This window comes from Vibrio sp. V08_P9A1T1 (assembly GCF_963874405.1).
Classification (GTDB): Bacteria; Pseudomonadota; Gammaproteobacteria; order Enterobacterales; family Vibrionaceae; genus Vibrio; species Vibrio anguillarum.
This window is the reverse complement of the sequence record NZ_CAWNIB010000261.1, coordinates 14298-35908: the sequence shown is the minus strand read 5'-3', so window position 1 is coordinate 35908 and position 21611 is coordinate 14298. Positions and strand designations below refer to the sequence as shown.

Here is a 21611-nt window from a genome sequence, read left to right as displayed (position 1 = left end):
CAACTGACGTTGTTAGTGAATGAATTTGTTCACACTATATATAAGCCAATCGCATCATTGCGGTTGGCTCTTTTTTTGTCTGTTAGGTATGATACGCCTCCTCGCTCGTCTAATGAGAGTTTGCAAATGACAATCAAAAGCCGTGAGCGAAGATGTTTTTCGAGCAAAACCAGTTAGGCCATACGTTCGTAAAACCCATCAAATAAATATCGTATATCATTGAAAATAAACAATATCCATAAGGATGATCCGTATCGATCAATCGTATTTTTTTCGAGTTTATCAAGCTTTTCTTTGATGATCTCCAAACTCATTAAGGAAGATGAGTGAAGCAGTAATAAGAGGTTATATGCACCATTTAATTTCAATTGGGCCCCTTGAGTCTTTCTTAATCGCTATTAGCGTGCTTTTTTTAGGTCACTTTATTAACGCAAAACTGCCTATCTTGGAAAAATTCAACATTCCTGAGCCCATCGTCGGTGGCTTAATTGTCGCTTTCGCGATCACTCTTCTACATTTTTACGGCTTAGATTTAGAGTTCTCATTGCCGTTGCAGAATATTTTTATGCTGATGTTTTTCAGCACCGTAGGCCTTGCGGCTAATTACACTCAACTGGTTAAGGGTGGAGCAAAAGTCTTTCTTTTCCTCGCTGTTGCCTCGTTTTATATCATCATCCAAAATGGCGTCGGTGTATCGTTAGCGACGGCTCTTGGTCTTGACCCACTGATGGGGTTGATCGCCGGTTCTATTACCCTCTCGGGTGGACACGGTACGGGAGCGGCGTGGGCTCAAACATTCAACGACAATTATGGGCTTAGCAATACGCTAGAAATTGCCATGGCCTCAGCGACCTTTGGTTTGATCATTGGTGGGATTATCGGTAGCCCAGTAGCTCAAAAACTCATTAATAAAAACGGGTTTGAATCTGAGTATGGACGAGGAACCAAAACGCACGATAAGTTCCCAGAGCTGGTTACGTACAATGAATATGAAGAAGATAAAGTCACCGCAAAGAAAGTGATTGAGGGTTTGTTCATCCTTCTTATTTGTGTCACTGGTGCTAAATATTTAGAGCAGTGGGTAAGTACATTTGAAATCAAATGGTTGATGATCCCCGATTTTGTCTATGCGCTTTTCATCGGCGTGTTCATTACCAATATACTTGAATTGACGAAAGTTCATAAAATTGATGCTGAAACCGTTGATATCTTAGGTACCGTTTCTCTATCACTATTTCTTGCTATGGCGCTCATGAGTTTAAAGTTATGGAATATTTTTGACTTGGCAGTTCCATTTCTGGTGATTTTAGCGGTGCAATCGGTCGTGTTGGGTATTTTTGCTTATTTTGTGACTTTTAAAGTGATGGGATCAAACTATGACGCTGCTGTGATCGCTGGTGGGCACTGCGGTTTTGGTCTTGGAGCAACCCCAACCGCTGTGATGAATATGGGCTCATTGGTGACACGATATGGGCCATCACCACAAGCGTTTATGGTAGTGCCTATCGTAGGTGCATTCTTTGTGGATATTGTGAATTTGGTTATCTTGCAGGGATATATTTCTTTTCTAGGTTAAAAACAATGCAGTTAAAAGCAATGTAAAAAGTAAAAACGCCCTGACTTAACTTGTTTAACAGGGCGTTTTTATTACTTCAACGTCAATTTGGTGCCATCAAACTTCAGTTGACCTAATAAACTTTTCGCATTTTTGACACCTTCTTCATCAAACTGCACTCCGTAACGAGCATAGTGCAGTGAGCGTTGCAAGTTACAAACTTTACCCATCAAAGGCGCAAAGAATTGGCTGCTGCGAGGATCAGTAAATAATTCGAGACTAATCTTATCACCCACTTGGAAAGTACGCCCAAGAGGAGGTGTGACAAAACGACAGCCACTTTTGGAGAGATCTCTTACCTCACAATCCGACTTATGCGTTCCTACCGTTGCTTTTCCTGCTAGATTCACATCGTAACGAGCTTCTTTGCGCAGTTGGGTCACTTGCATGCTGTTGGGAATAGATAACATGGCGAGCGGTATAGGCTCTTGCAATACATGTAACAACTGGCTACGAAAATGGATTAAAGCTCCTTCGCCACGTGGTGAAATAGCTCTGATATTCATCCAAAAACCTTCTTGGAAGAAAAAAGAGAGATCATCTGCGGAAATTTTAGGAATTTCTACAAGGAGATGGGAATGAGAGTAGGTACCGATAAATGACGTTTTACACTGGAATTTCGTACCAACGGGAGTGGTTATACTTAAGGTTAGTTCGCTACTGTGTTCAACCATAGATAACGCATCAGTACTATTAAGTGTCGATAGGGTTTTATTACGTTCGGTTGAACGGTTTGGGTTCTGTTCATCTTTCAGCACTGCCGACTGCGATTCCATCTTAATTTTCTCCGTGATGCAGTAGCTGCATTTTATTCTAATTTTTGTAATAGTTTAAATTCTAGGGGTAGATGTTGGAAGATTCAATTCTGAGAATATCAATTTATTTGATTTATATATCAATTAGGACGTTACTATGATTCATGAAGTGCAACATGATATACAAAATTGTCAATATAAAGTACATCTTGAGGGAAATCTATTCGCAACTGTGACATACCAACAGCAGGATGAAGTGTTGTTTATTACTTCGACTCGCGTACCGGATGAACTTCAGGGTAAAGGATACGGAAAAATAATGATGGAGAGTGTATTACCGCAAATTGAAGCGCAAGGTTACACCATTAAACCTGTCTGTAGTTATGTTGTGCATTATTTAAATCGACACAGTGAATGGCAGCATTTATTGCATCGAGAGTCGTAGCATACAAACCCATTAGCTCGGTGTTGTGTTTACTTTTAATGTGACCGCGACCAGTGCATGGTCAGTACTAAAGTTATCGAGCTCATAGCTCGGGTTGACCAGATGTTGATCAAGCACAGTATAGTGGCTGATATAGCTTTTCATTGGCTGGACAAAAGGCGCGAAGTCTGCGGAAAGAAGAATATAGTCGAGTACAGATCCCGTGGAGCCGGCGTAATGAGTGGCTTTGCGAGGCTGCTCAACACTCTCGGTATGCAGATCCCAAGCATCGTAAAGCGCATAGTCAGCCAGCGGTTGTTGTGTTTCTGGTCTGCGGTATAAGGCCTGCGATAGTAGTCCTTGAAACTCCTCGTGATGTAACGGTTTATTAAAATCGCCCATTAGCACACAAGGCCGCCCAGTTTGTTTTTGAGTATTGACGATATATTGGTGAGTCAGGTTTGCTTCAAAGCCTCGCTGAACAGTAGAGAGCCAGCGTCCTAGCGTTTCTTGTTGCCATTCATCGATCAGATGATGAGGTGCCGCAGGCGATTCTGCCGGACGTTGAGATTTAAAATGCACAATATAGACATCGATATCCCCGAGCATTGGCAGGCAAACCGTAGCGTGTAACGGTGTACGATTAAAGCAAAAAGGGGCAGCTTGGTTTGGTAGCGTGCCATGTACGGCGCTCACTTGGCGCAGAGAATAGCGAGAGGCAATTACTACAACCGGATGGCTATAGATGTATCCATCTTTGACGATAGGTTCATCTACACAGGCCACATACGGGTAGCCTAAATCCATCATCTGGTTGCGCAGTTCATCAAAACTGAAAACTTCTTGAAAGCCAATGATATCGGCATCCAGCTGTTTGATCTTCTGGCTAAACCATTGCTTTTTTTTCTGCCACTCTGCTTGCGTGTAAATATTGTCGAACTGATAATATGCGTTCGGCGGAGCTAAATAATTGAATAAATTAATCGTTGCGAACGTAATCGTCATGTTAAATCCCAATATTTGTGTCTCGGTCGATCTTATACCCGAACGGTGTAATTTAGCAGTGCTAATCCCTAACCTTGTTTCCTGTTGTGATGAGCTCTCGCCTTTTAAGGCGACTTGAGTATATGATGCGCTGAAACATAGATAAGGATCTCTCATGTACCCTAAAGCCTCTCAAGGTTGGCGCACGCCACAAAATTTCCTATTGATTATCTCCATTATTGTGCCGATTGCATTTTCTAGTTGGATGGCACTGTTGAATAATTTCGTGATTGAAAAAGCGAATTTCGATGGTTCAGACATTGGCTTATTACAAAGTGTACGAGAAATCCCCGGATTTTTAGCCTTCACCGCCGTATTCGTTTTACTGTTCATTCGAGAGCAGCGATTTATCCTGATCTCATTAGGTATGTTGACGTTAGGAACCGCGATGACGGGTTTTTTCCCTTCTTTAACCGGGTTACTGCTCACGACATTATTGATGTCGACTGGGTTCCACTACTTTGAAACGCTTAAACAATCCTTGTCTTTGCAGTGGTTAAATAAAGATGAAGCGCCAGAAATGCTTGGCAAACTCATTTCGGTTGGAGCACTTGCATCACTGATCACTTACGGTGCTTTGTGGGTAATGTTAGAAGTGTTTCAGCTCGATTTTAAATGGGTCTATGCCATTTCTGGCGGTGCTGGTTTTGTGCTGGTGTTGATCATTGCCTTTGCCTTTCCTGAATTTAAAGCGGAAGTGCCACAAAATAAAAAGCTCGTGCTACGCAAACGTTATTGGCTGTATTACGCCTTGACCTTCATGAGTGGTGCGCGTAGGCAAATTTTCACTGTTTTCGCTGGTTTCCTTATGGTGGAGAAATTTGGCTATTCAGCGGCCGATATTACCTTACTGTTTTTGATCAACTATTTGTTCAACTTTTTGTTTGCTAAACGTATTGGTAAGTTCATTGGTGTAGTCGGCGAGCGTAAAGCGCTACTGTTTGAATACACGGGGTTGATTGTTGTTTTTGTTGGGTACGGTCTTGTACAAAACGCACATTGGGCGGCGGCACTTTATGTGGTTGACCACCTCTTTTTTGCCTTGGCCTTGGCGATTAAAACTTATTTTCAGAAAATTGCAGATCCTGCGGACATGGCGTCTACAGCGGGAGTTTCTTTTACCATTAACCATATTGCGGCCGTGTTCATCCCCGCCACGTTTGGTTTAATTTGGCTTATCTCTCCGGCGAGCGTTTTTTATATTGGAGCGGTAATGGCACTTGTTTCGCTGCTTTTATCACTCAATATTCCAATTAAACCCGAAGCGGGTAATGAAGTTAGAATTCTGCGTTGGAGCGACAGGTAGCAAAAGGGTCGTTTACGACCCTTCGGAAAGTTACTCAGTGCACACTTGGTTGCGGCCATTCGCTTTCGCGCGATATAAGGCTTTGTCGGCGCGGTAGAATGTGCGTTGTGTATTTTCACCATCTCGATGCAAGGTTATACCGATACTGACGGTTAAGCCGCGCTCACCTAGAATATCGTGCCAACCAAATTGGAATATGCGTTCTCGATAGTTTTCGGCATGCATTTCAGCTTGGTCGAGCGAGCAATCTTCTAAAATCACCAGAAACTCTTCTCCACCAAAACGGACACAGGAGGAGCCTCGGAATTTAAAGTAGTTTTTCAACTCACGTGAAACATTGACTATCGCTTTGTCACCAACCAAGTGACTAAGTTCATCATTAATCGATTTAAAATGGTCAATATCAATGACTAAAAATGCAAATAGCTTCTCATGAAGCAGTAGGTCTTTCAGCTTTACATCTAACCAGCGGCGGTTGTGTAAAGTGGTGAGTGGGTCAGTGAAGACATCCTGTTGAAGTTGGGCTACGGCATTCTTTTGATGTTCGGTGGTTTCTTTGAGCTCGCGATTTTCAATCTCAGATAAGATCAATTTCAATTGCAATTCAAAGCGCGATAAGCGACGCAGTTGATTAGCCCCCAGCTCACTAATCGGGATGTTTTTCATCAGATCAGTTTCAATTCGAAAGCCCTTTTTTTCATAAATCAGGGCGGCTTGATAAAGGCCTTGGCGCTCGCACACGGCACTGAATGCTCGATACAGCTGCTTGGCCATCGTGGGTGACGTGTATCGTTGCAGACGTTTGTCTGTACTGGCCAGCATCATATTGGCAATATGACTTTTGCCTATTTTAGCCAGGCAGTTGGCCGTTTCAATTCGAATCATATTCGATAGCCAGGTGGAATTCATATTCCCAGCACTGTACTGAACACTAGAGAGCGTAATGAGCGCTTTATCGACTTGATCCTGATGAAGATAAAGTTGAGCTTGATAGAGTGAAATTTGCCCGGTAAGAATTTTATCGCTGACCAAAATACTCAGCTCTTCACACTCTTTAATTAGGTCGGTGGCGGCGGAGATTCGGTGCAGTTGAATGTAACACGATAGCATGTAAAGTTTATAACGCAGGCGTAATGAGCGGCTGGTGATTGCGTGATCAATACTATCAATTTTTTGATAGTAACGAAGGGCTCGGCTGTGCTCGCCATAAGCATCACACAGGTTACCCATGCCAATGACGGCTAGTACATATTCGTCAATGTAACCTGTGTCGACGGCAATATTAGAAGCGGACACATATTCGTTGAGCGCCGCGGCAAATTCACCGCTTTCCATTAGGCGATCGCTCAAACTGTTTTTCACAGACAAAATAATTTCGGCGTCCTTAGGCAATTCAAGTAATGCTAAGGCGTGACGAAGCTCCTCTATGCTGGCGGACGACTGATGCAGTTCTGAACGATACTCTGCACTGATGATGTAGCTAAGTGCTTTTTCTTTTGATGTTGAGGCTATATGTTGTCGGACGTGATTCCAGAAAATGATGGCCTCCTCTCCGGAAACGGAGGTGGCATCCAAACCCGTATCTTTAATCTTACTGAGCAGTACTTCCATGCGACCATTCCTGAGGTTGACTGTCTTCCAGTTGTTCTAATGTGAATGGGAAACTCAAAATGTCTTGGAACATCACTTGAGGTAGCGACCCCGTTAATCCTTTTCTTTCCCAGGGGTATATTTCAATCATCTTAGCCAATACATGGAAGACGTGCAGCGCTGCATCGCCTTTATCGGCAAGAAGCAGCGCTAAGCGTTCGCTACTTAAACGAGAAACGAGATCTTTTTGGTTACAGAGCGAGTGGGCAATCTCGGTACATACATCGAGGTACTTTGAGTCGTTATGTTGGATGACAATGACAGCGTGATTAGAATGCTTCAACTCGGTCTTGAACAGCATGAGTTGTTCCCACCAATAAGTCTCTGAAACTACATTGGAGAGATGTTTCTCTGGGTCGTATTCGTGTTGACCACGAATACGGTTAATGAGTTTACGTGCTCGTTGCTCAAGTTGTCGCTTAGAGGCTCTTGCTTTATCAAGGCCAATGCGCGCCGTTTGTTCTCGAAGCATCTCAACCGTAAATTGGCGATATTTCTTAAATGAGGCTAAAGAAGCTTTAAAATCACCACGCTGCTCTGCGACTAGGGATTGTTGGTAGCAAATTTGTGAAAGTAGCTCACCTTTATCAAATGAAGCAGCAGAGGCTTCAGCAAGAAGCAACAGCTCAGTTGCTTTCTTGGAGTCTTTTCTCAGCAGTTCCAAACGAGCTCGACTAATGAATGAGTGGGCCTTCATCCACACAAGGTTATGCTCTACGGCAAGTTCGAGTGCTTTGGTGGTTGCCGCTTCCGCATCTTCGATTCGTTCAAGCCCGAGCAGTGCCAAGCCGCGAAAATCCCAAACCTCGGCTTGCCAAGTTTTATCGGGATGATCCTGTAGCGCTTCTTCTGCACCATCGAGCACCGTGAGCATATCGATGTATTGGTTAAGTAGATAGAGATCCCATGCCCACAGAATACGGGCTTTGCCTTCTAACCAATGGATACGGGCATTATTAGCGACTTTAACGGCTAGCTCGTGTGTTGAACATGAAAGTTGATATTCGTTAGTAATACGCCAAACATTACCCAGACCAATGAGGCACTCTATCTGGATATCAACTTCATCAACCAGAGCTGATTGTTCTAAGGCATTTATCCAATATTGTTGGGCGGTATAATATTTTGCCTGACCCCAAAGTTGCAGCGCGTGAATATGCAGAATTTCGGGAAGGCAGTCATCAGTATCGAGGGTATTTTGAGTGGATAAGGCTTCTTTAATGTATTTTAAACCCACGCGGTAGTCCATTAGACACCAAGCGCAGCGAGATAAAATGATCAAACATTGAATCGCCCCTTCTGGGAAAAAGATCTGCTGTGCTCTCAATAAACACTGCTCCGCGACGATCGACACCTTCTCCGGCTCAGTTTCAATACGGGCTCTAAGCTGTTCTATTTCAATTTCAAGAAGGTATTGGCTTTTATCCAAACGGGCTGTTCCTCAAAAGTAAGAAGCCTAAGTCACCGATTCATTATATGAAGCCAACGTTAAAGCGCACTATTTACTTTCCCAAAAGTGGGTGCATTGGTTATTCATTACCACAATAATCTGCGCTACTTCACAATCCACAGTCTAAATATAACCTAAAAATCTAAGAGAGTAGTTCTTTCAATGTCAGTGGATGTTTAGTTAATTCCAAATTTTGGGCGGCGGTGAATCCATGTTTATCTTGGTAGCACAGATTGTGCCAAGCACGAAAAATATCCAGCATTGGTTGTAGGCCGCCAGGGCGAAGTTTACGCCTCGGTTCGTTGATAAAGCTTTCGAACAACAGTTGGAAGCGTTTTTGATAGAACTCTGTTTGCTTAATCGATGCTTTATCGAGCCAAGCTTCGGGTGTTGGATTGTCTCCTGCCAAATAGCAAACACCTTTGGCAGCCTGCGCCTGATTGGCAATAGCCCAGCGATCTCGCCACCATCCCATGTGAACAATGTCCGTTTTATTCACGGAATGTCCATTTTGCCATTGCGGATCTTCCTCAACGTACATCAAGTCAACATTCTTACGCTTGATTCGCGGCAAACAGACGCTCAATGCGGCAGAACGTAAAACCGGATCTTGAGGCAGATAGATAGAAACTCGCTTATCTTCAAGGCACAAATCCAGCACGTGGAGGAAGTGAGCATAAGAGGTGTAAGGAGGGCGAATCAAGGCGCCTTTAGAAGGGTAATGAAAAGTGGTGAGGTTACCCATGGGGTCTTCAACATTACCGCGGGCTAAAATCGTTTGGTATTTCTGATCAATACGCTCGCGCAATAGCGGAGATGCGTCAGGAGTGGGTAGATTCGCTTCGGATGAATGTTCACGAGAAACAAAACGCGCGGGCGAGTGATAGGGGTTGTGATCAAGCTCGCCTGCAGGCTCTTCATTGGCGGAATAGTTTACGTGCTGACAGAGTATATAACCTGTTTTGGCTTCACCTGTTGCAAACCACAATACGCCGTTGTCGCTATGGGGCTGGAGCGGGATGTAATTGCAAGCCAGTTCATATTGGTTTGCATGATTCACCCAACGCGCATCAATCATGGCCAGTTTTCGCCGACAGCGACTGGCAATGTGCTCGACATGATCATAAAACGTTTTTGGGTTGATGGATAATTTACGGCAAATCTCTCGCACCGAATAACTCATGAAGAGTAGGCCGAGTAAGGTTTCTTGAAAAGCGAGTTTTTTGTTGGCTCCTGACCACTTATCAACAAAGGTACTCTGGCAAGCTTTGCAACGGTACCGCTGGCGATCGCCGCTGTAGCCAAAAGCGTGATAGAGGTGTTTGTGTGTATGAACAGATAAACCGAAATTTTGGCAATCATCACTGCGACAAGCGGGCAACCCGTCGCTGTGAAGCTGTCTTAAACGGTGTAATTCGTTTAACACTTCTCGGTTGTTAAGTAAGGGGGGGAAAGCTCCACATTCACGACAAACCATCGTTGGACGCTTCGGGTTTACGCGCTGCAGAACGTACCGTTCGGCTTCACTCAGTCCAAAGTTATCACACGCCAATGTTTTACAAAAGTTGAGTTGTAAACCATCTGCGTCCTTGGGTAGTTGGTCGTTGGACACAATCGCCCCCTCGGGGTAATTTAAGGCTGCCAATTTGGGTGAGCAGCTGAGGTTTAAAAATTAGATACTAATCGCTGTTTCAAGCGCGACTTTCATCATGTCGTTAAAAGAGGTTTGGCGATCTTCAGAGCTTAATTTCTCACCGCGAATGATGTGGTCTGACACGGTAAGAATCGTCAATGCTTTTGCGCCTAGATCCGCTGCAACGCCATAAATACCGGCCGCTTCCATATCCACACCTAAGATGCCAAGCTTATTCATTTTTTCGAATAAATCACCTTCAGGTGTGTAGAACAGATCAGCGGAAAACACGTTGCCTACCTTCACGGGCACGTTTTGTGCACGTGCTTGATTGACGGCCGTTTCAAGCAATCCGTAATCCGCAATCGCGGCAAAATCGTGGTTGTTAAAACGGATGCGGTTAACTTTGGAATCGGTTGAAGCACCCATACCAATAACGATATCCATTAGATTGACATCGTCACGAACTGCGCCACAGCTACCGATACGGATGATATTTTTTACACCGTATTCTGAAATCAACTCGTGAACATAAATCGAGCATGATGGAATGCCCATACCGTGGCCCATAACGGATACTTTTTTACCTTTATAAGTACCGGTATAACCGAACATACTGCGAACATCACAAACCTGTTTAGCATCATCTAAAAAAGTTTCAGCAATGTATTTTGCACGTAATGGATCGCCTGGCATTAGAACGGTTTCAGCGAAATCACCAACTTGCGCATTAATGTGTGGGGTTGCCATCGTTGTTACTCCAAAGTTTTCGAGTCAGCGATTTATCCGCAATAAGTGGATTAAATTACTAATTCTGTTGAATCTGATGTGTTTTGTTGAGGCAATACTAGCTAGACCTGACACTGTTCCTTGAGAGATTTGTCACAGAATGGAGGTTAATACCCTTTTTGTGGCTCATTGATAACTAAAAGTGTTGAAAGTGGTAAGGCAATCGATTTGGGTAAACGTTTACCTTTTATGTGTACATAAATATATTTTGTATAAGGTGGTTGGAGTGTGCTATACATTATACAACAAATATTTTTGTATATGAGGCGGCGATGAGTAATCCAGAAATTCGTATCGGGATCAGTGCATGTGTGCTGGGAGAGCAAGTCCGTTTTGATTCTGGCCACAAAGCGAGTGACTTTGTGACCAAAGAGTTAACGAATTATTTCTCTTTCATACCCGTTTGCCCAGAGGTTTCGATTGGCTTAACCGTGCCAAGGCCTACCATTCGCCTGATCTCTCACGAAGAGCGTTTAGCGCTGGTTGAAACTAAAGATGAAACCAAAGATTACACGCAAGCCATGTTCGATTTCTCAGAACGAAAAGTTGATGAGCTCGAATTGATGAAATTGTGTGGTTATATCGTTTGTGCGAAATCCCCGACATGTGGCATGGAAAGAGTCAAAGTCTATAAGCATCAACGAGCAGACAAAGAGGGTGTTGGGCTTTATACCGCCACTTTGATGCGTAAAATGCCGTGGTTGCCTGTAGAGGAAGATGGCCGTTTGCATGATCCAGTGCTTCGCGAAAACTTCATTACGCGTGTCTACTGTTTACATGATTTTTATCAATCAATAGGTAACAACCCGACACCGGGCAAAGTGGTGGCCTTTCATTCACGTTACAAATTGACGTTAATGGCGCATCACCCGCAAGCGTATCGAGAACTCGGCCGTTTGGTGGCTGAAGTCAAGCAGCATCCGCCACAGTATTTTATTGAGCACTATCGCCAAGGGCTAATGGATGCGCTTAAACACAGAGCGAGCCGTAAAAACAACACCAATGTTTTGATGCACATTCAGGGTTATTTCAAACGAGCCTTAAACAAAGAGCAGAAAGTAGAGTTAGCGCAATTGATTGATGACTATCGAACTGGCGAGCTTCCTTTACTTGCGCCTATTACGTTGCTCAAACATTACATAAAAATGTATCCCGATGCTTATCTGCAGCAACAGCACTATTTATCGCCTTATCCACAAACGTTAAGGTTACGTTATGGACTATGAGAACCCACTGACTGAAAACATGATGACTGAAAAATTATACGCTATTCGAGACGTTGCCGAGATGACTGGAGTAAAGCCCGTTACCTTGCGTGCATGGCAGCGCCGCTATCACCTTGTTCAGCCACAGCGCACGGAAAAAGGGCATCGCCTTTATTCACAAGAGGATATTGCGACGATTCGCATAATTCAAGGTTGGCTGGCGAAAGGTGTTTCGATTGGCAAAGTGAGTGCATTGCTCAGTGGCAGTGAAAGCATCATCGATACTTTGGCAAATCATGGTTCAGAGCTTTTAGAGCAAGAACAATTGCTGCAAGCTTTAGTGGATCTCAATAAAGGCAAAGCGGAATCAACCATTGCTACGGTATTGAAAGAGTATCCGTTAGAGATTGTTGAGCAGCAGTTTGTCTTTCCTGTCATCGACACGTTAGAGCGGGTTAAAGGACCGTTGCGCAGTTTGCAAAAAGGGCTTTTTCAGGCACTGATGATAAGCAAGTTGAGCTCGATCATTGAAGCGGAAAACAAAGCGGCGACCAAGGGGAAATGTCTTTGCGTTAATCTTGATCCAACATCGAGCATACTGGCTTGGCTATGGTTCGTGGGAAAGGTGGAAGCTGGTTATAACCTCACTATCTTAGATGGTGTCGAAGATCTTACCGCTCTTGTTGATCATGATGCTTTAGCAAACTACCAACAGGTTGCGCTGTTTGCCAACCGAGCACTAACCGAGCAGCAAGTTCAAGCGTTACGGAAATTGCGTATCTCACTGGGAGATAAGCTTTCGTTGTCAGATGTGGTTGCTCGTCTGCACCATTCGTTAGATTAATCAGTAAGGATGTACAGTGAAATTACTCTGGCTGCGCCGAGATTTACGATCCGTTGATAATACGGCATTACATGCCGCGATTGATGGTGAAGAACCTGTTGTTGCCGTATTCATTGCAACGCCAGCACAGTGGCAAAAACACCATCTTGCTCCGATGCAGGCGGATCTTATCTATCGGCGTTTATTTGAGCTGCAACGTGAACTGCAAGCACTCAATATTGCTCTGCTGTATGAGGAAGTTGATGATTACGCTGATGCTGCGCAGCAGATCGCCACCATGGCTAAGCAGCTCAATGCCAGCGCAGTGTTAGTTAATCGCGAGTATGAAATCAATGAGTTGCAGCGTGATGAGATGGCGAACCAGTTTTGCCTAGAGCGCCAGATCGAGTGGCGAGCATACGACGATAAGTGCATTATTGCGCCCGGTTCGGTCAAAAACAAGCAAGGTGATTATTTCAAAGTCTTTACGCCTTTTAAACGAGCGTGGTTATCACAAGCGGCTCTTCCTCAAATTTTACCAACGCCTATTTCTACACATTATAAACGCATAAAGGATCTTGAGCCGTTGCTGTGGAGCGAACACCGCTCGTTCAGCTATCCACGCATCAGCAGTGATCATTGGGTGGTCGAGTTCGATGCAATTCGCGCTAAATTACGCCAGTTTTGCCGTGATAAGGTACAGAACTACCACCAGCAGCGTGATTTTCCCGCGTTGGATTCGACCAGCGCACTATCACCTTATCTCGCAATAGGGGCGCTTTCTGCGCGTCAATGTATGGCGCGTCTATACGCTGAATCGCAACATATTGGGTTGTCTGAAGGGGCGCAAACTTGGCTGAGCGAAATCATTTGGCGTGAATTCTATCAGCATCTGATCGGGTTTCGTCCTGATCTCTGTAAAGGAAAAGATTTTGCACCTTGGGGGAAACATGTATCTTGGTGGGAGAACTCAACGGCCTTTGAACGTTGGCAGCAGGGGCAAACCGGGTTCCCTATTGTCGATGCGGCGATGCGCCAACTGAACAAAACGGGGTGGATGCATAACCGATTAAGGATGGTTGTGGCCAGTTTTCTAACCAAAGATCTGCATATCGATTGGCGGCTTGGTGAACAATATTTTATGCAAACATTAGTGGATGGCGATTATGCATCCAACAATGGCGGTTGGCAGTGGTGCGCTTCAACAGGGTGTGATGGGCAACCTTATTTTCGAATTTTTAACCCTACCAGCCAAGGGGAACGTTTTGATCCGAAAGGGGATTTTATTCGTCAGTGGGTACCTGAATTGGCTTCGTTGCCAGATAAGTACATCCACACGCCTTGGAAATTCCCTGCCGTCAATTCCTTGTCATATCCCGCGCCAATGGTTGATCATAAAGTAGAAAGAGAGATAACCTTACAGCTCTATAAAGACGCCAAGGATACCTGATCACCATGCTACGCAAGCTACTCTCTTTGTGTTGTTGCTGGGGTGCGCTCAGTGTGAACGCGTTTGCCGCGACTTATGATTTTCCTGCCGAAGGCAGTAGCATGGTTGGCCGAACTCAATATCACGTGATTGAGCAGGGCGAAACCTTAGCGCAAATTGCAAAACAGTACGATGTTGGGTTTTTATCTTTGATGGCGGCTAACAAAGGAATTGACCCATTTTTGCCGCAGCAAGAGTTTGTGCTAACCATTCCGTCACAAATTATTTTACCGCGCGTGGCTTACGAAGGCATCGTCATCAACTTAGCGGAACTGCGGCTCTATTACTTTGAGCCTGAAAAACGCAAAGTGCATATTTTCCCCGTCGGCATTGGCCGTATTGGTCGTGACACGCCCGAAATGGAAACCACTATCAGCCAAAAACGGCCGAACCCAACTTGGACACCTCCTCAATCTATCCGCACTGAATATAAAGCGAAAGGTATTGAACTGCCTGCGGTGGTGCCTGCTGGGCCAGATAACCCGCTTGGTGAATACGCGCTTCGTCTCGCTTATGGTGCGGGTGATTATTTGATCCACGGTACCAACAAAGATTTTGGTATTGGTATGAGAGTCAGCTCAGGTTGTATTCGTATGGATCCCAAGGATATTGAATGGCTGTTTAAGCAGGTTCAGCGTGGCGAGAAAGTGAAAGTAATTGATGAGCCGATAAAATTAGCCTTAGAGCCAGATCGAAGCGTATTTCTTGAAGCTCATGAACCTTTAACGCGCAGTAACGGCAGTAAAAAAGAGTTGCAGGTACCGCAGGAACTTCGCTGGTGGTTGGATGAATTTAACAAATCAGATGCGAAAGCGAGAGCGGTGATCTTGGCGCAAAATGGTGTGCCTGTCGAAGTTGTGGCTGCAGATTTTTCAACCTCATTGGAGTAATTAAAGAAGTTGATGAGTTCATTAATGGTGAACCATGTAATAGCAGCAATAAAAAAGGCTTGAATTAACAAGCCTTTTAAGCAATTTCAGCTATGGAATATAACGAAATTATTTCGTGTATGACTGAGCAATATTATCGATGCGCTCGTTTGCACGAGCCGCTTCTTCTTGCGCAGCGGCAGCGGCATCAGCCGCTTGGCTTACTTTAGACGAAAGTGTCGATTGCTCGCTCTTAAGTGCAGAAATTTGATCACTGAGTTGGCTAACTTGGTTGCTTAGCTGATCCATTTTCGTCATTGCTGCGTCATCAGGGCCTGATGCGCAACCAGCAAGTAGAAGTACAGAAGAGGCTGCAGCTGCAATTAACATCTTATTCATTATTGAACTCCTTGTTTGTAAGATTATTATCAATGACGCCCTATTATACTTTTCCTACTTGAAGCTACAGCGGTGCTGTTTACCTGCAACGTCAAGTTGTTTGGGTATACACTTGTTTGGAAATCATCATATAGTGACGAACTCAATTGTAGACACTATTCTAGCGTTCACCCAGTAGCCGAAAGTCAAAATAATCCAAGAATTTCAATTTATGCTCATTTACTCCGCTATGTCTCATCGTTAAGAGACGTATTTTCTATCTTCTTATGCCTTGAAAAAGTGTGCGTGCTGATTATTTTTATGTGATCTCTATCTATCTAAGCGCCTTTCGGGCTATCATATTGCGTTTTCATTTTGACCTCTTGCCCTATTTATTGTGGCAACTTTACAAATTTTTGGAGAATCCTTTGCAGTTTAAAGATTTAGGCTTAGATAATCGCTTATTGAAGACCCTCAAACACTATGACTTCAAACAAGCGACAGAGATCCAACAACAAGCGGTTCCCGTGGCGATTGCAGGTAAAGATTTGTTGGCATCCTCTAAGACTGGTTCGGGTAAAACATTAGCATTTGTTTTGCCAATGCTGCATAAGTCTCTCAAAACTAAAGCGTTATCAGCAAAAGACCCTAGAGCTCTGATTCTCGCTCCGACACGTGAGTTGGCCAAACAAGTGTACGGTGAGCTGCGTACTATGCTCAGTGGGTTGAGCTACGAAGCAACACTGATTGTGGGCGGTGAAAACTTTAACGACCAAGTAAAAGCACTGCGCCGTTTCCCCCGTTTTATTGTGGCGACTCCCGGTCGTTTAGCGGATCACTTAGAGCACCGCTCGTTGCGTCTTGATGGTTTAGATACGCTGATCCTTGATGAAGCTGACCGCATGCTGGACCTAGGTTTTGCTCCGGAACTACGCCGTATTCATCATGCAGCGAACCACCGTCGTCGCCAAACACTGATGTTTTCCGCAACGCTTGATCACGGCCAAGTGAATGACTTTGGTACCGAGTTGCTTAAAGATCCAAAACGTATTTCGATTGGTGTTGTCAACGAAGAGCATAAAGACATCACCCAAAAATTCTACCTTTGTGATCATCTTGATCACAAAGAAGCGTTACTCGAACGCGTGCTGCAAGAAGCCGAATATCGACAAGTGATCATTTTTACCGCAACCCGTTCTGATACTGAGCGTTTAACGCTTAAACTCAACGAGCAGAAACTGAAAGCTGTTGCGTTGAGTGGTAACTTAAATCAAAACCAGCGCAACACCATCATGAGCCAGTTTGAGCGCGCCGTATTTAAAATTTTGGTCACGACGGATGTGGCTTCACGCGGCCTTGATATCGCGAACGTGACGCACGTGATTAACTTTGATATGCCCAAACATACGGAAGAGTATGTGCACCGTGTTGGTCGTACAGGCCGCGCGGGTAACAAAGGTGATGCAATCTCGCTGGTTGGCCCAAAAGATTGGGACAGCTTCAAGCGCGTGGAAGCCTTTTTGCAGCAAGATATCGAGTTCTCTCAATTTGATGATCTGAAAGGTAAATTTACCGGACTAAAACCACGCGTTCCGGCCTTTAAGAAAAACGCAGCCGCTAAGACTAAAAGTACTAAGCCCAAGGCGCACACCGCCAATAAGAAGCCCGTTAAACGCGATAAAACCTTTTATCAGAATGTGGCAGTGGGTGATGCGGTATTTGTGCCGAAAAAGAGAGTTGCACCTAAAGTTGACGATGAGTAACAGCGAGCGTCTTGTCAGCGTGACCTTTCGGTCAATCGAATCTGCTGGTGGACTCAATGCCAGTATTTGCTGAGACAACCTCACACTAATTATAAAAACACCGCCAAATTGGCGGTGTTTTTATATACACGCAAACGTTCACCCTTATAAATTTCATAATTTCTCTATTTATATAAAAATGATAATTGATCTCATTATCGTTTAGTGGCAAGCTGCGCCTCATTATAATAATTGGCTATGTTTTCACTGATCATAATGAAATTACTCAATATCATTGCTTTTGTTGTTGGTTTGTCTTGTTTTCATTCATCTTATGGTGAGTCACTGCAGTGGCTGGAAGATGGCTCGCGTAGCCAGCCTAAGGTTCGAGCGCACCTTGAAGATCACAATAAAAAAACACAACAGTGGCTTAATCAAGCCACACCACTTTCTAATGCACTAGTCAAAACATGGTCAGAGAATAAGAGCGTAAAAGCACCGACACCTTGGCTCATCCAGTACCAAAATTACTATAATGATCAAGTAATTAAGGGTGAACGTTTTGTTGTTAAAAAGACCGCAGAAGACAGCCCAATTGAGCGCTTGGTCAATATCAGTGTAAGACAGCAGCAATCAGATTATTACCAGTTAGCCAATTGGGCGGTGGCAAAAGGGGACCGCTTTATTGCATTAAGCGAAGATTTGACTGGGGAAGAGCACTACACGCTGACGCTGGTGGATCGTGTATCGAAGCAGGAAATCGTGCTTAGCCAATCTGCAACGACTCAAGCTATTTGGTCTGAAAATGGCCAATACCTCTATTTTTTGGCGGCAGAAGAAAGCCGTTCTTCTCGCTTATTACAGCGCTATGATGTGCTGAGCAAGCAGACAAAAACCCTATGGGAGTGGGCTGATCCGCAGTGGATTGTGTCTCTCTATTTGGCGGCGGATCCGCATTTTGCCCTCGTGCAAGTCAACAACGAAAACAGCAGTGAACAACGTATTTTAGAGACCAACAGCTCTCACTTAAGCCTTCCGCTTCGTGCCGCACAGCCGGGTATTGAATACTACGCAGACGTTGCTAATGGTTGGCTCTACATCAATAGTAACCTCAACGGCAAGTTTGCACTCTACCGTCGATTACTGAGCATGAATGAAAACCCTTGGCAGCTTTTTTATGCGCCAGATGATCATTCCACGCTGGATAATTTTTATTTATATCAAGCTGGCGTTGTGGTTAAAACCAACCAAGCACAGCATTCTCAACTGGCCATTATGGATCAGCATGGAAAGTTGAGAGCATCACAGCCCTTGGCAACAGAAAGTGAGGTCGCTTGGGTCTCTCGTAACGGTGATTGGCAAAGCAATAAACTGCGCGTGCGTTCAATGTCGATGGTTTCTGCAGGAGTTTGGCGTGAGTTTGATGTGGCAAGCTTACAATGGAAGCGACTGGGTCAAGACCACTATCCTGCCTATTTACCGGAACAGTATGAGTCACAACAGATTGTGGTGGATGTTGATGGCGTGGCTATTCCTGTCACTTTGGCGTACCGAAAAGACACCTTGAGCGCACAGTCCAGCGTCTTTCTTTATGGCTACGGCGCGTATGGCGTCGCGATGCGTCCGTACTTTATGCCACAAGTGATCAGTTTATTGGATCAAGGCGTAATTTATGCGATTGCTCATGTGCGCGGTGGTGGTTATCACGGTGAATCATGGCACCGCGCTGGGTCTGGCATTCTGAAAAAAATAGGCATCTCAGATTTTCTGAACGTCGCCTCTTCATTGCAGCATTTTAATAACGGCCAACGCGCTCTTTATGCGATTGGCGGCAGCGCTGGTGGAACCTTAGTTGCGGCCGCGGTTAATCAAAACCCAGCACTTTTTGCTGGAGTGGTGCTGCAAGTGCCTTTTGTGGATGTGCTTAGAAGCATGTCCACAGAAGACTCCTCTTCACTCTCGGTGCAGCAGCGAGAAGAGTGGGGAGATCCTAGCCAGCCATTGCAACGCTCAGCAATTGAAGCTTATGACCCACTACTCAATATTCAAGCCAAACCTTATCCGCCAACCCTCGTCCGTGTCGGGTGGTTTGATAACCGTGTCCCTTATTGGGAAGGCGCGAAATACATAGAAAAAATGTCGATGATGAGTACGGGTATCGGGCCTTACTTGCTATGGACGGACTTCAATAGCGGGCACAGTAGCGATTCACGTAAGGCACTACAGCAACAGGCCGTGGAATACGCCTTTCTTCTTACCATAGATAAAAACAAAAAAGCGGAGCAGTAAATGAAGCTTTCTCCAATCACCGCAGCGGTGCTTAGCGTGCTTGCGGTAGGGTCAGTGCATGCCGAATTCAGCCTAACCAAGCTTGAAGAAGTGGTGGTGAGTGCCAATAAAGTAGAACAGCCGCTGTCAAAAGTCGCCGGCTCAATATCAGCGATCGACGGTGAAACCATTGAAAAACAAGGCGCGACAGAACTGTATGATGTATTGAGTCATGAACCCGGAATCAGTGTTACGGGTGGCGCTGGTCGGCCACAAAACATCACGATTCGAGGGATGACGGGCAACCGCATTGCGATCATTCAAGATGGCGTCGCCGCATCGGACGGCTATGGTGCCAATGACATTAACGACAAAGTAGGCCGCAATACTTTCGCCTTAGACAACATAAAAAGCATTGAGGTTGTGAAAGGGGCAGGGTCTACCATTCATGGTTCGGGCGCGATCGGCGGCGTTGTGGTTGTCACCACAAAATCGCCGGCGGATTATTTGCAAGGACGTGATTTCTATATTGATGCCTCTGGCTCTTACACAGGGATCAGCAATCAATATAAGAGCAGTAGCACGCTAGCGGTGCGCAATGGAAATGGTGAAAGCTTGGTGACCATTTCATATTGGCAAGGCGAAGAGACACGCAACTTTAACCAAGATCTCTATAACCGAGATATTGAAGGATTCAGTGCATCGTTAGCTCACGATCACATGGTCAATGATTCGCTGTTACTCAGTGCAAAATTTAATGCCTATAAAGATGAAAACATCCGCAAAGAAGGGATTGCTTCCATTCAGCGCGATGACAAATGGGAAAGCAAAGAATTTTTTGAACAGGAACAGCACCAAACCTTATCGGCATCATTGGGTGCGCAATTAGATACCCTTTCTTTCTGGGCAGACCATGTGGACGCCAAGCTTTACTGGCGTGATAGTCAAAGTGATACTCAAACCAATCGCTTATTGACCAAAGAACATGCCTTTTACGACACCCTTGAATTTCGTCGTGAGCGACGCGATGAAAGCTTTTCTGATCAGTTGATAGGGCTATCGGTTGATTTAGAAAAAGCAGCACGAGTCCACAACATCGAACACCAATTTATTTACGGTGCAGTGCTTAATACCAATCGTTATGAACGCCCTCGTCACGTGGATACCAAGGATTCCAATGGGGAAACCTACGAAAATATTATTCCGTTTGCACCAGCGAAGGCCTATGGTTTGGGCGTCTATTTGCAAGATAGATTCAGCCTTAACCAGTGGACATTTAGCGCTGGCTTACGTTTTGATTTGAATAACCTTACTCCTCAGTCAGAGCAACCTATTGCTGGTTTTGCTATTAGTGAAATTCAAACCAGTGAATGGTCACCGAGCGCATCCGTGGCTTACCAGTGGACGCCATCATTCAACAGTTACCTCAGTTACAACCACGGCTACCGCGCTCCGACCTATGACAAAGCCTACGGTGCGGCAGACCACAGCTTTGTTCCACTGACGCCGTTTTTTATCGCGCCGAACATGAATTTACAGGCTGAAACCAGTGATAGTTTTGAGTTGGGTTCAAAATACGATAATGGCCAATCTCAAGCTTATGTCGCGGTTTTTTACTCTCTCTTTGACAATTTCATGGACACTAAAGACGTGGGATTTGATAGCGATAGAGGCGCTTGGATCAAGCAGTACCAAAATATTAATGGCGTCGAAACGTATGGTGTGGAGTTCACCTTCGCCCATCAACTGAATCAACATTGGTCAACCACGTTCAAAGCGGGTTATGTGGATGGCAAAGATGATCAAGATGAATACGTTCGTACCATCACGCCGTGGGAAGGAAATGGACAACTAAATTACCAGCAACAAAGTTGGGATGCCTACGCACGTTGGAACTGGGCGAGTTCGATGGACCGAGCACCAGCATGCTCTGATGATATAGGCCGTAAAGCGCAATGCGCGCAAACGTCGGCATGGTCTACGGTCGATCTTGGCGTGAGTTATCAAGTGATGCGTGACCTTGATGTGAGTCTCAACATCATGAACCTATTTGACCGTGAATACGTTCGTTACCAAGACGTCGCAGGTGTAAGTCAAAGTCAAACTCTCTATTCCACTGAGCCCGGGCGTTACTTTACCGCTACGGCTAAATACGTGTTTTAGGAGCTAGA

17 protein-coding genes are annotated in these 21611 nt (G+C 44.9%); 10 read left to right on the top strand and 7 right to left on the bottom strand.

Features of this window, described 5'->3' with window-relative positions; genetic code table 11:
• The first annotated feature begins 349 nt into the window (after nucleotides 1–349).
• Entirely contained in the window at nucleotides 350–1576 is a 1227-nt protein-coding gene (gltS, locus tag AACT21_RS11955) for a sodium/glutamate symporter (RefSeq protein WP_094164481.1), read from the top strand.
• A gap of 71 nt (nucleotides 1577–1647) precedes the next feature.
• Here the strand turns inward: gltS and AACT21_RS11950 are convergent, their stop codons facing one another.
• Complete coding sequence (locus AACT21_RS11950) at nucleotides 1648–2391, bottom strand: flagellar brake protein (protein ID WP_013868359.1); 744 nt, start codon at nucleotides 2389–2391, stop codon at nucleotides 1648–1650.
• A gap of 136 nt (nucleotides 2392–2527) precedes the next feature.
• On the opposite strand from AACT21_RS11950, the gene AACT21_RS11945 reads away from it, so the two are divergent.
• Complete coding sequence (locus AACT21_RS11945; RefSeq protein ID WP_013868360.1) at nucleotides 2528–2815, top strand: GNAT family N-acetyltransferase; 288 nt, start codon at nucleotides 2528–2530, stop codon at nucleotides 2813–2815.
• A 12-nt stretch (nucleotides 2816–2827) separates the two neighbouring features.
• On the opposite strand, the gene AACT21_RS11940 is transcribed toward AACT21_RS11945, so the two are convergent.
• Complete coding sequence (locus AACT21_RS11940) at nucleotides 2828–3955, bottom strand: endonuclease/exonuclease/phosphatase family protein (RefSeq protein WP_094143602.1); 1128 nt, start codon at nucleotides 3953–3955, stop codon at nucleotides 2828–2830.
• Between AACT21_RS11940 and AACT21_RS11935 the strand changes: the two genes are divergently transcribed.
• Nucleotides 3954–5144, top strand: a complete 1191-nt coding sequence (locus tag AACT21_RS11935) for an MFS transporter (protein WP_013868362.1) — start codon at nucleotides 3954–3956, stop codon at nucleotides 5142–5144. The two genes, AACT21_RS11940 and AACT21_RS11935, sit on opposite strands and share 2 nt — an antisense overlap.
• Before the next feature lie 30 nt (nucleotides 5145–5174).
• Here AACT21_RS11935 and AACT21_RS11930 read toward each other — a convergent pair whose 3' ends face one another.
• The 4 genes from AACT21_RS11930 to deoD form a co-directional block, all read right to left on the bottom strand.
• Nucleotides 5175–6755 carry a diguanylate cyclase domain-containing protein gene (locus tag AACT21_RS11930; RefSeq protein ID WP_013868365.1) on the bottom strand — a complete coding sequence of 527 codons (1581 nt, stop codon included), beginning with the start codon at nucleotides 6753–6755 and terminating at the stop codon, nucleotides 5175–5177.
• Nucleotides 6736–8223, bottom strand: coding sequence for a hypothetical protein (locus AACT21_RS11925; protein WP_013868366.1), 1488 nt, complete (start codon nucleotides 8221–8223; stop codon nucleotides 6736–6738). Before AACT21_RS11925 ends, AACT21_RS11930 begins: the two co-directional genes overlap by 20 nt.
• Nucleotides 8224–8386: 163 nt before the next feature.
• On the bottom strand, nucleotides 8387–9856 hold the full coding sequence (locus AACT21_RS11920) for a hypothetical protein (RefSeq protein ID WP_010317563.1): 1470 nt from the start codon (nucleotides 9854–9856) through the stop codon (nucleotides 8387–8389).
• Nucleotides 9857–9916: 60 nt separating this feature from the next.
• Complete coding sequence (gene deoD / locus AACT21_RS11915; RefSeq protein WP_013868368.1) at nucleotides 9917–10627, bottom strand: purine-nucleoside phosphorylase; 711 nt, start codon at nucleotides 10625–10627, stop codon at nucleotides 9917–9919.
• 311 nt (nucleotides 10628–10938) lie between these two features.
• On the opposite strand from deoD, the gene AACT21_RS11910 reads away from it, so the two are divergent.
• From AACT21_RS11910 to AACT21_RS11895, 4 genes are read left to right on the top strand one after another with little or no spacing between them, the layout of a single operon-like run.
• The gene (locus AACT21_RS11910) at nucleotides 10939–11892 is read left to right on the top strand and encodes a YbgA family protein (RefSeq protein ID WP_176430240.1); all 954 of its coding nucleotides are present in this window, start codon (nucleotides 10939–10941) and stop codon (nucleotides 11890–11892) included.
• Complete coding sequence (locus tag AACT21_RS11905; protein ID WP_017048150.1) at nucleotides 11882–12715, top strand: MerR family transcriptional regulator; 834 nt, start codon at nucleotides 11882–11884, stop codon at nucleotides 12713–12715. Before AACT21_RS11910 ends, AACT21_RS11905 begins: the two co-directional genes overlap by 11 nt.
• Before the next feature lie 16 nt (nucleotides 12716–12731).
• Nucleotides 12732–14144, top strand: a complete 1413-nt coding sequence (gene phrB, locus AACT21_RS11900) for a deoxyribodipyrimidine photo-lyase (protein WP_094164479.1) — start codon at nucleotides 12732–12734, stop codon at nucleotides 14142–14144.
• Nucleotides 14145–14149: 5 nt separating this feature from the next.
• On the top strand, nucleotides 14150–15073 hold the full coding sequence (locus AACT21_RS11895; RefSeq protein WP_013868372.1) for a L,D-transpeptidase family protein: 924 nt from the start codon (nucleotides 14150–14152) through the stop codon (nucleotides 15071–15073).
• 108 nt (nucleotides 15074–15181) lie between these two features.
• On the opposite strand, the gene AACT21_RS11890 is transcribed toward AACT21_RS11895, so the two are convergent.
• The gene (locus AACT21_RS11890) at nucleotides 15182–15451 is read right to left on the bottom strand and encodes an Lpp/OprI family alanine-zipper lipoprotein (RefSeq protein ID WP_026027153.1); all 270 of its coding nucleotides are present in this window, start codon (nucleotides 15449–15451) and stop codon (nucleotides 15182–15184) included.
• Between the two features lie 395 nt (nucleotides 15452–15846).
• On the opposite strand from AACT21_RS11890, the gene AACT21_RS11885 reads away from it, so the two are divergent.
• The 3 genes from AACT21_RS11885 (at nucleotide 15847) to AACT21_RS11875 (ending at nucleotide 21603) form a co-directional block, all read left to right on the top strand.
• The gene (locus AACT21_RS11885) at nucleotides 15847–17193 is read left to right on the top strand and encodes a DEAD/DEAH box helicase (RefSeq protein ID WP_026027154.1); all 1347 of its coding nucleotides are present in this window, start codon (nucleotides 15847–15849) and stop codon (nucleotides 17191–17193) included.
• 255 nt (nucleotides 17194–17448) lie between these two features.
• The gene (locus AACT21_RS11880) at nucleotides 17449–19461 is read left to right on the top strand and encodes a prolyl oligopeptidase family serine peptidase (protein ID WP_094164478.1); all 2013 of its coding nucleotides are present in this window, start codon (nucleotides 17449–17451) and stop codon (nucleotides 19459–19461) included.
• A complete protein-coding gene (locus tag AACT21_RS11875) occupies nucleotides 19462–21603 on the top strand; it encodes a TonB-dependent hemoglobin/transferrin/lactoferrin family receptor (RefSeq protein WP_094164477.1) in 2142 nt (713 codons plus the stop codon).
• The last annotated feature ends 8 nt before the right edge of the window (nucleotides 21604–21611 follow it).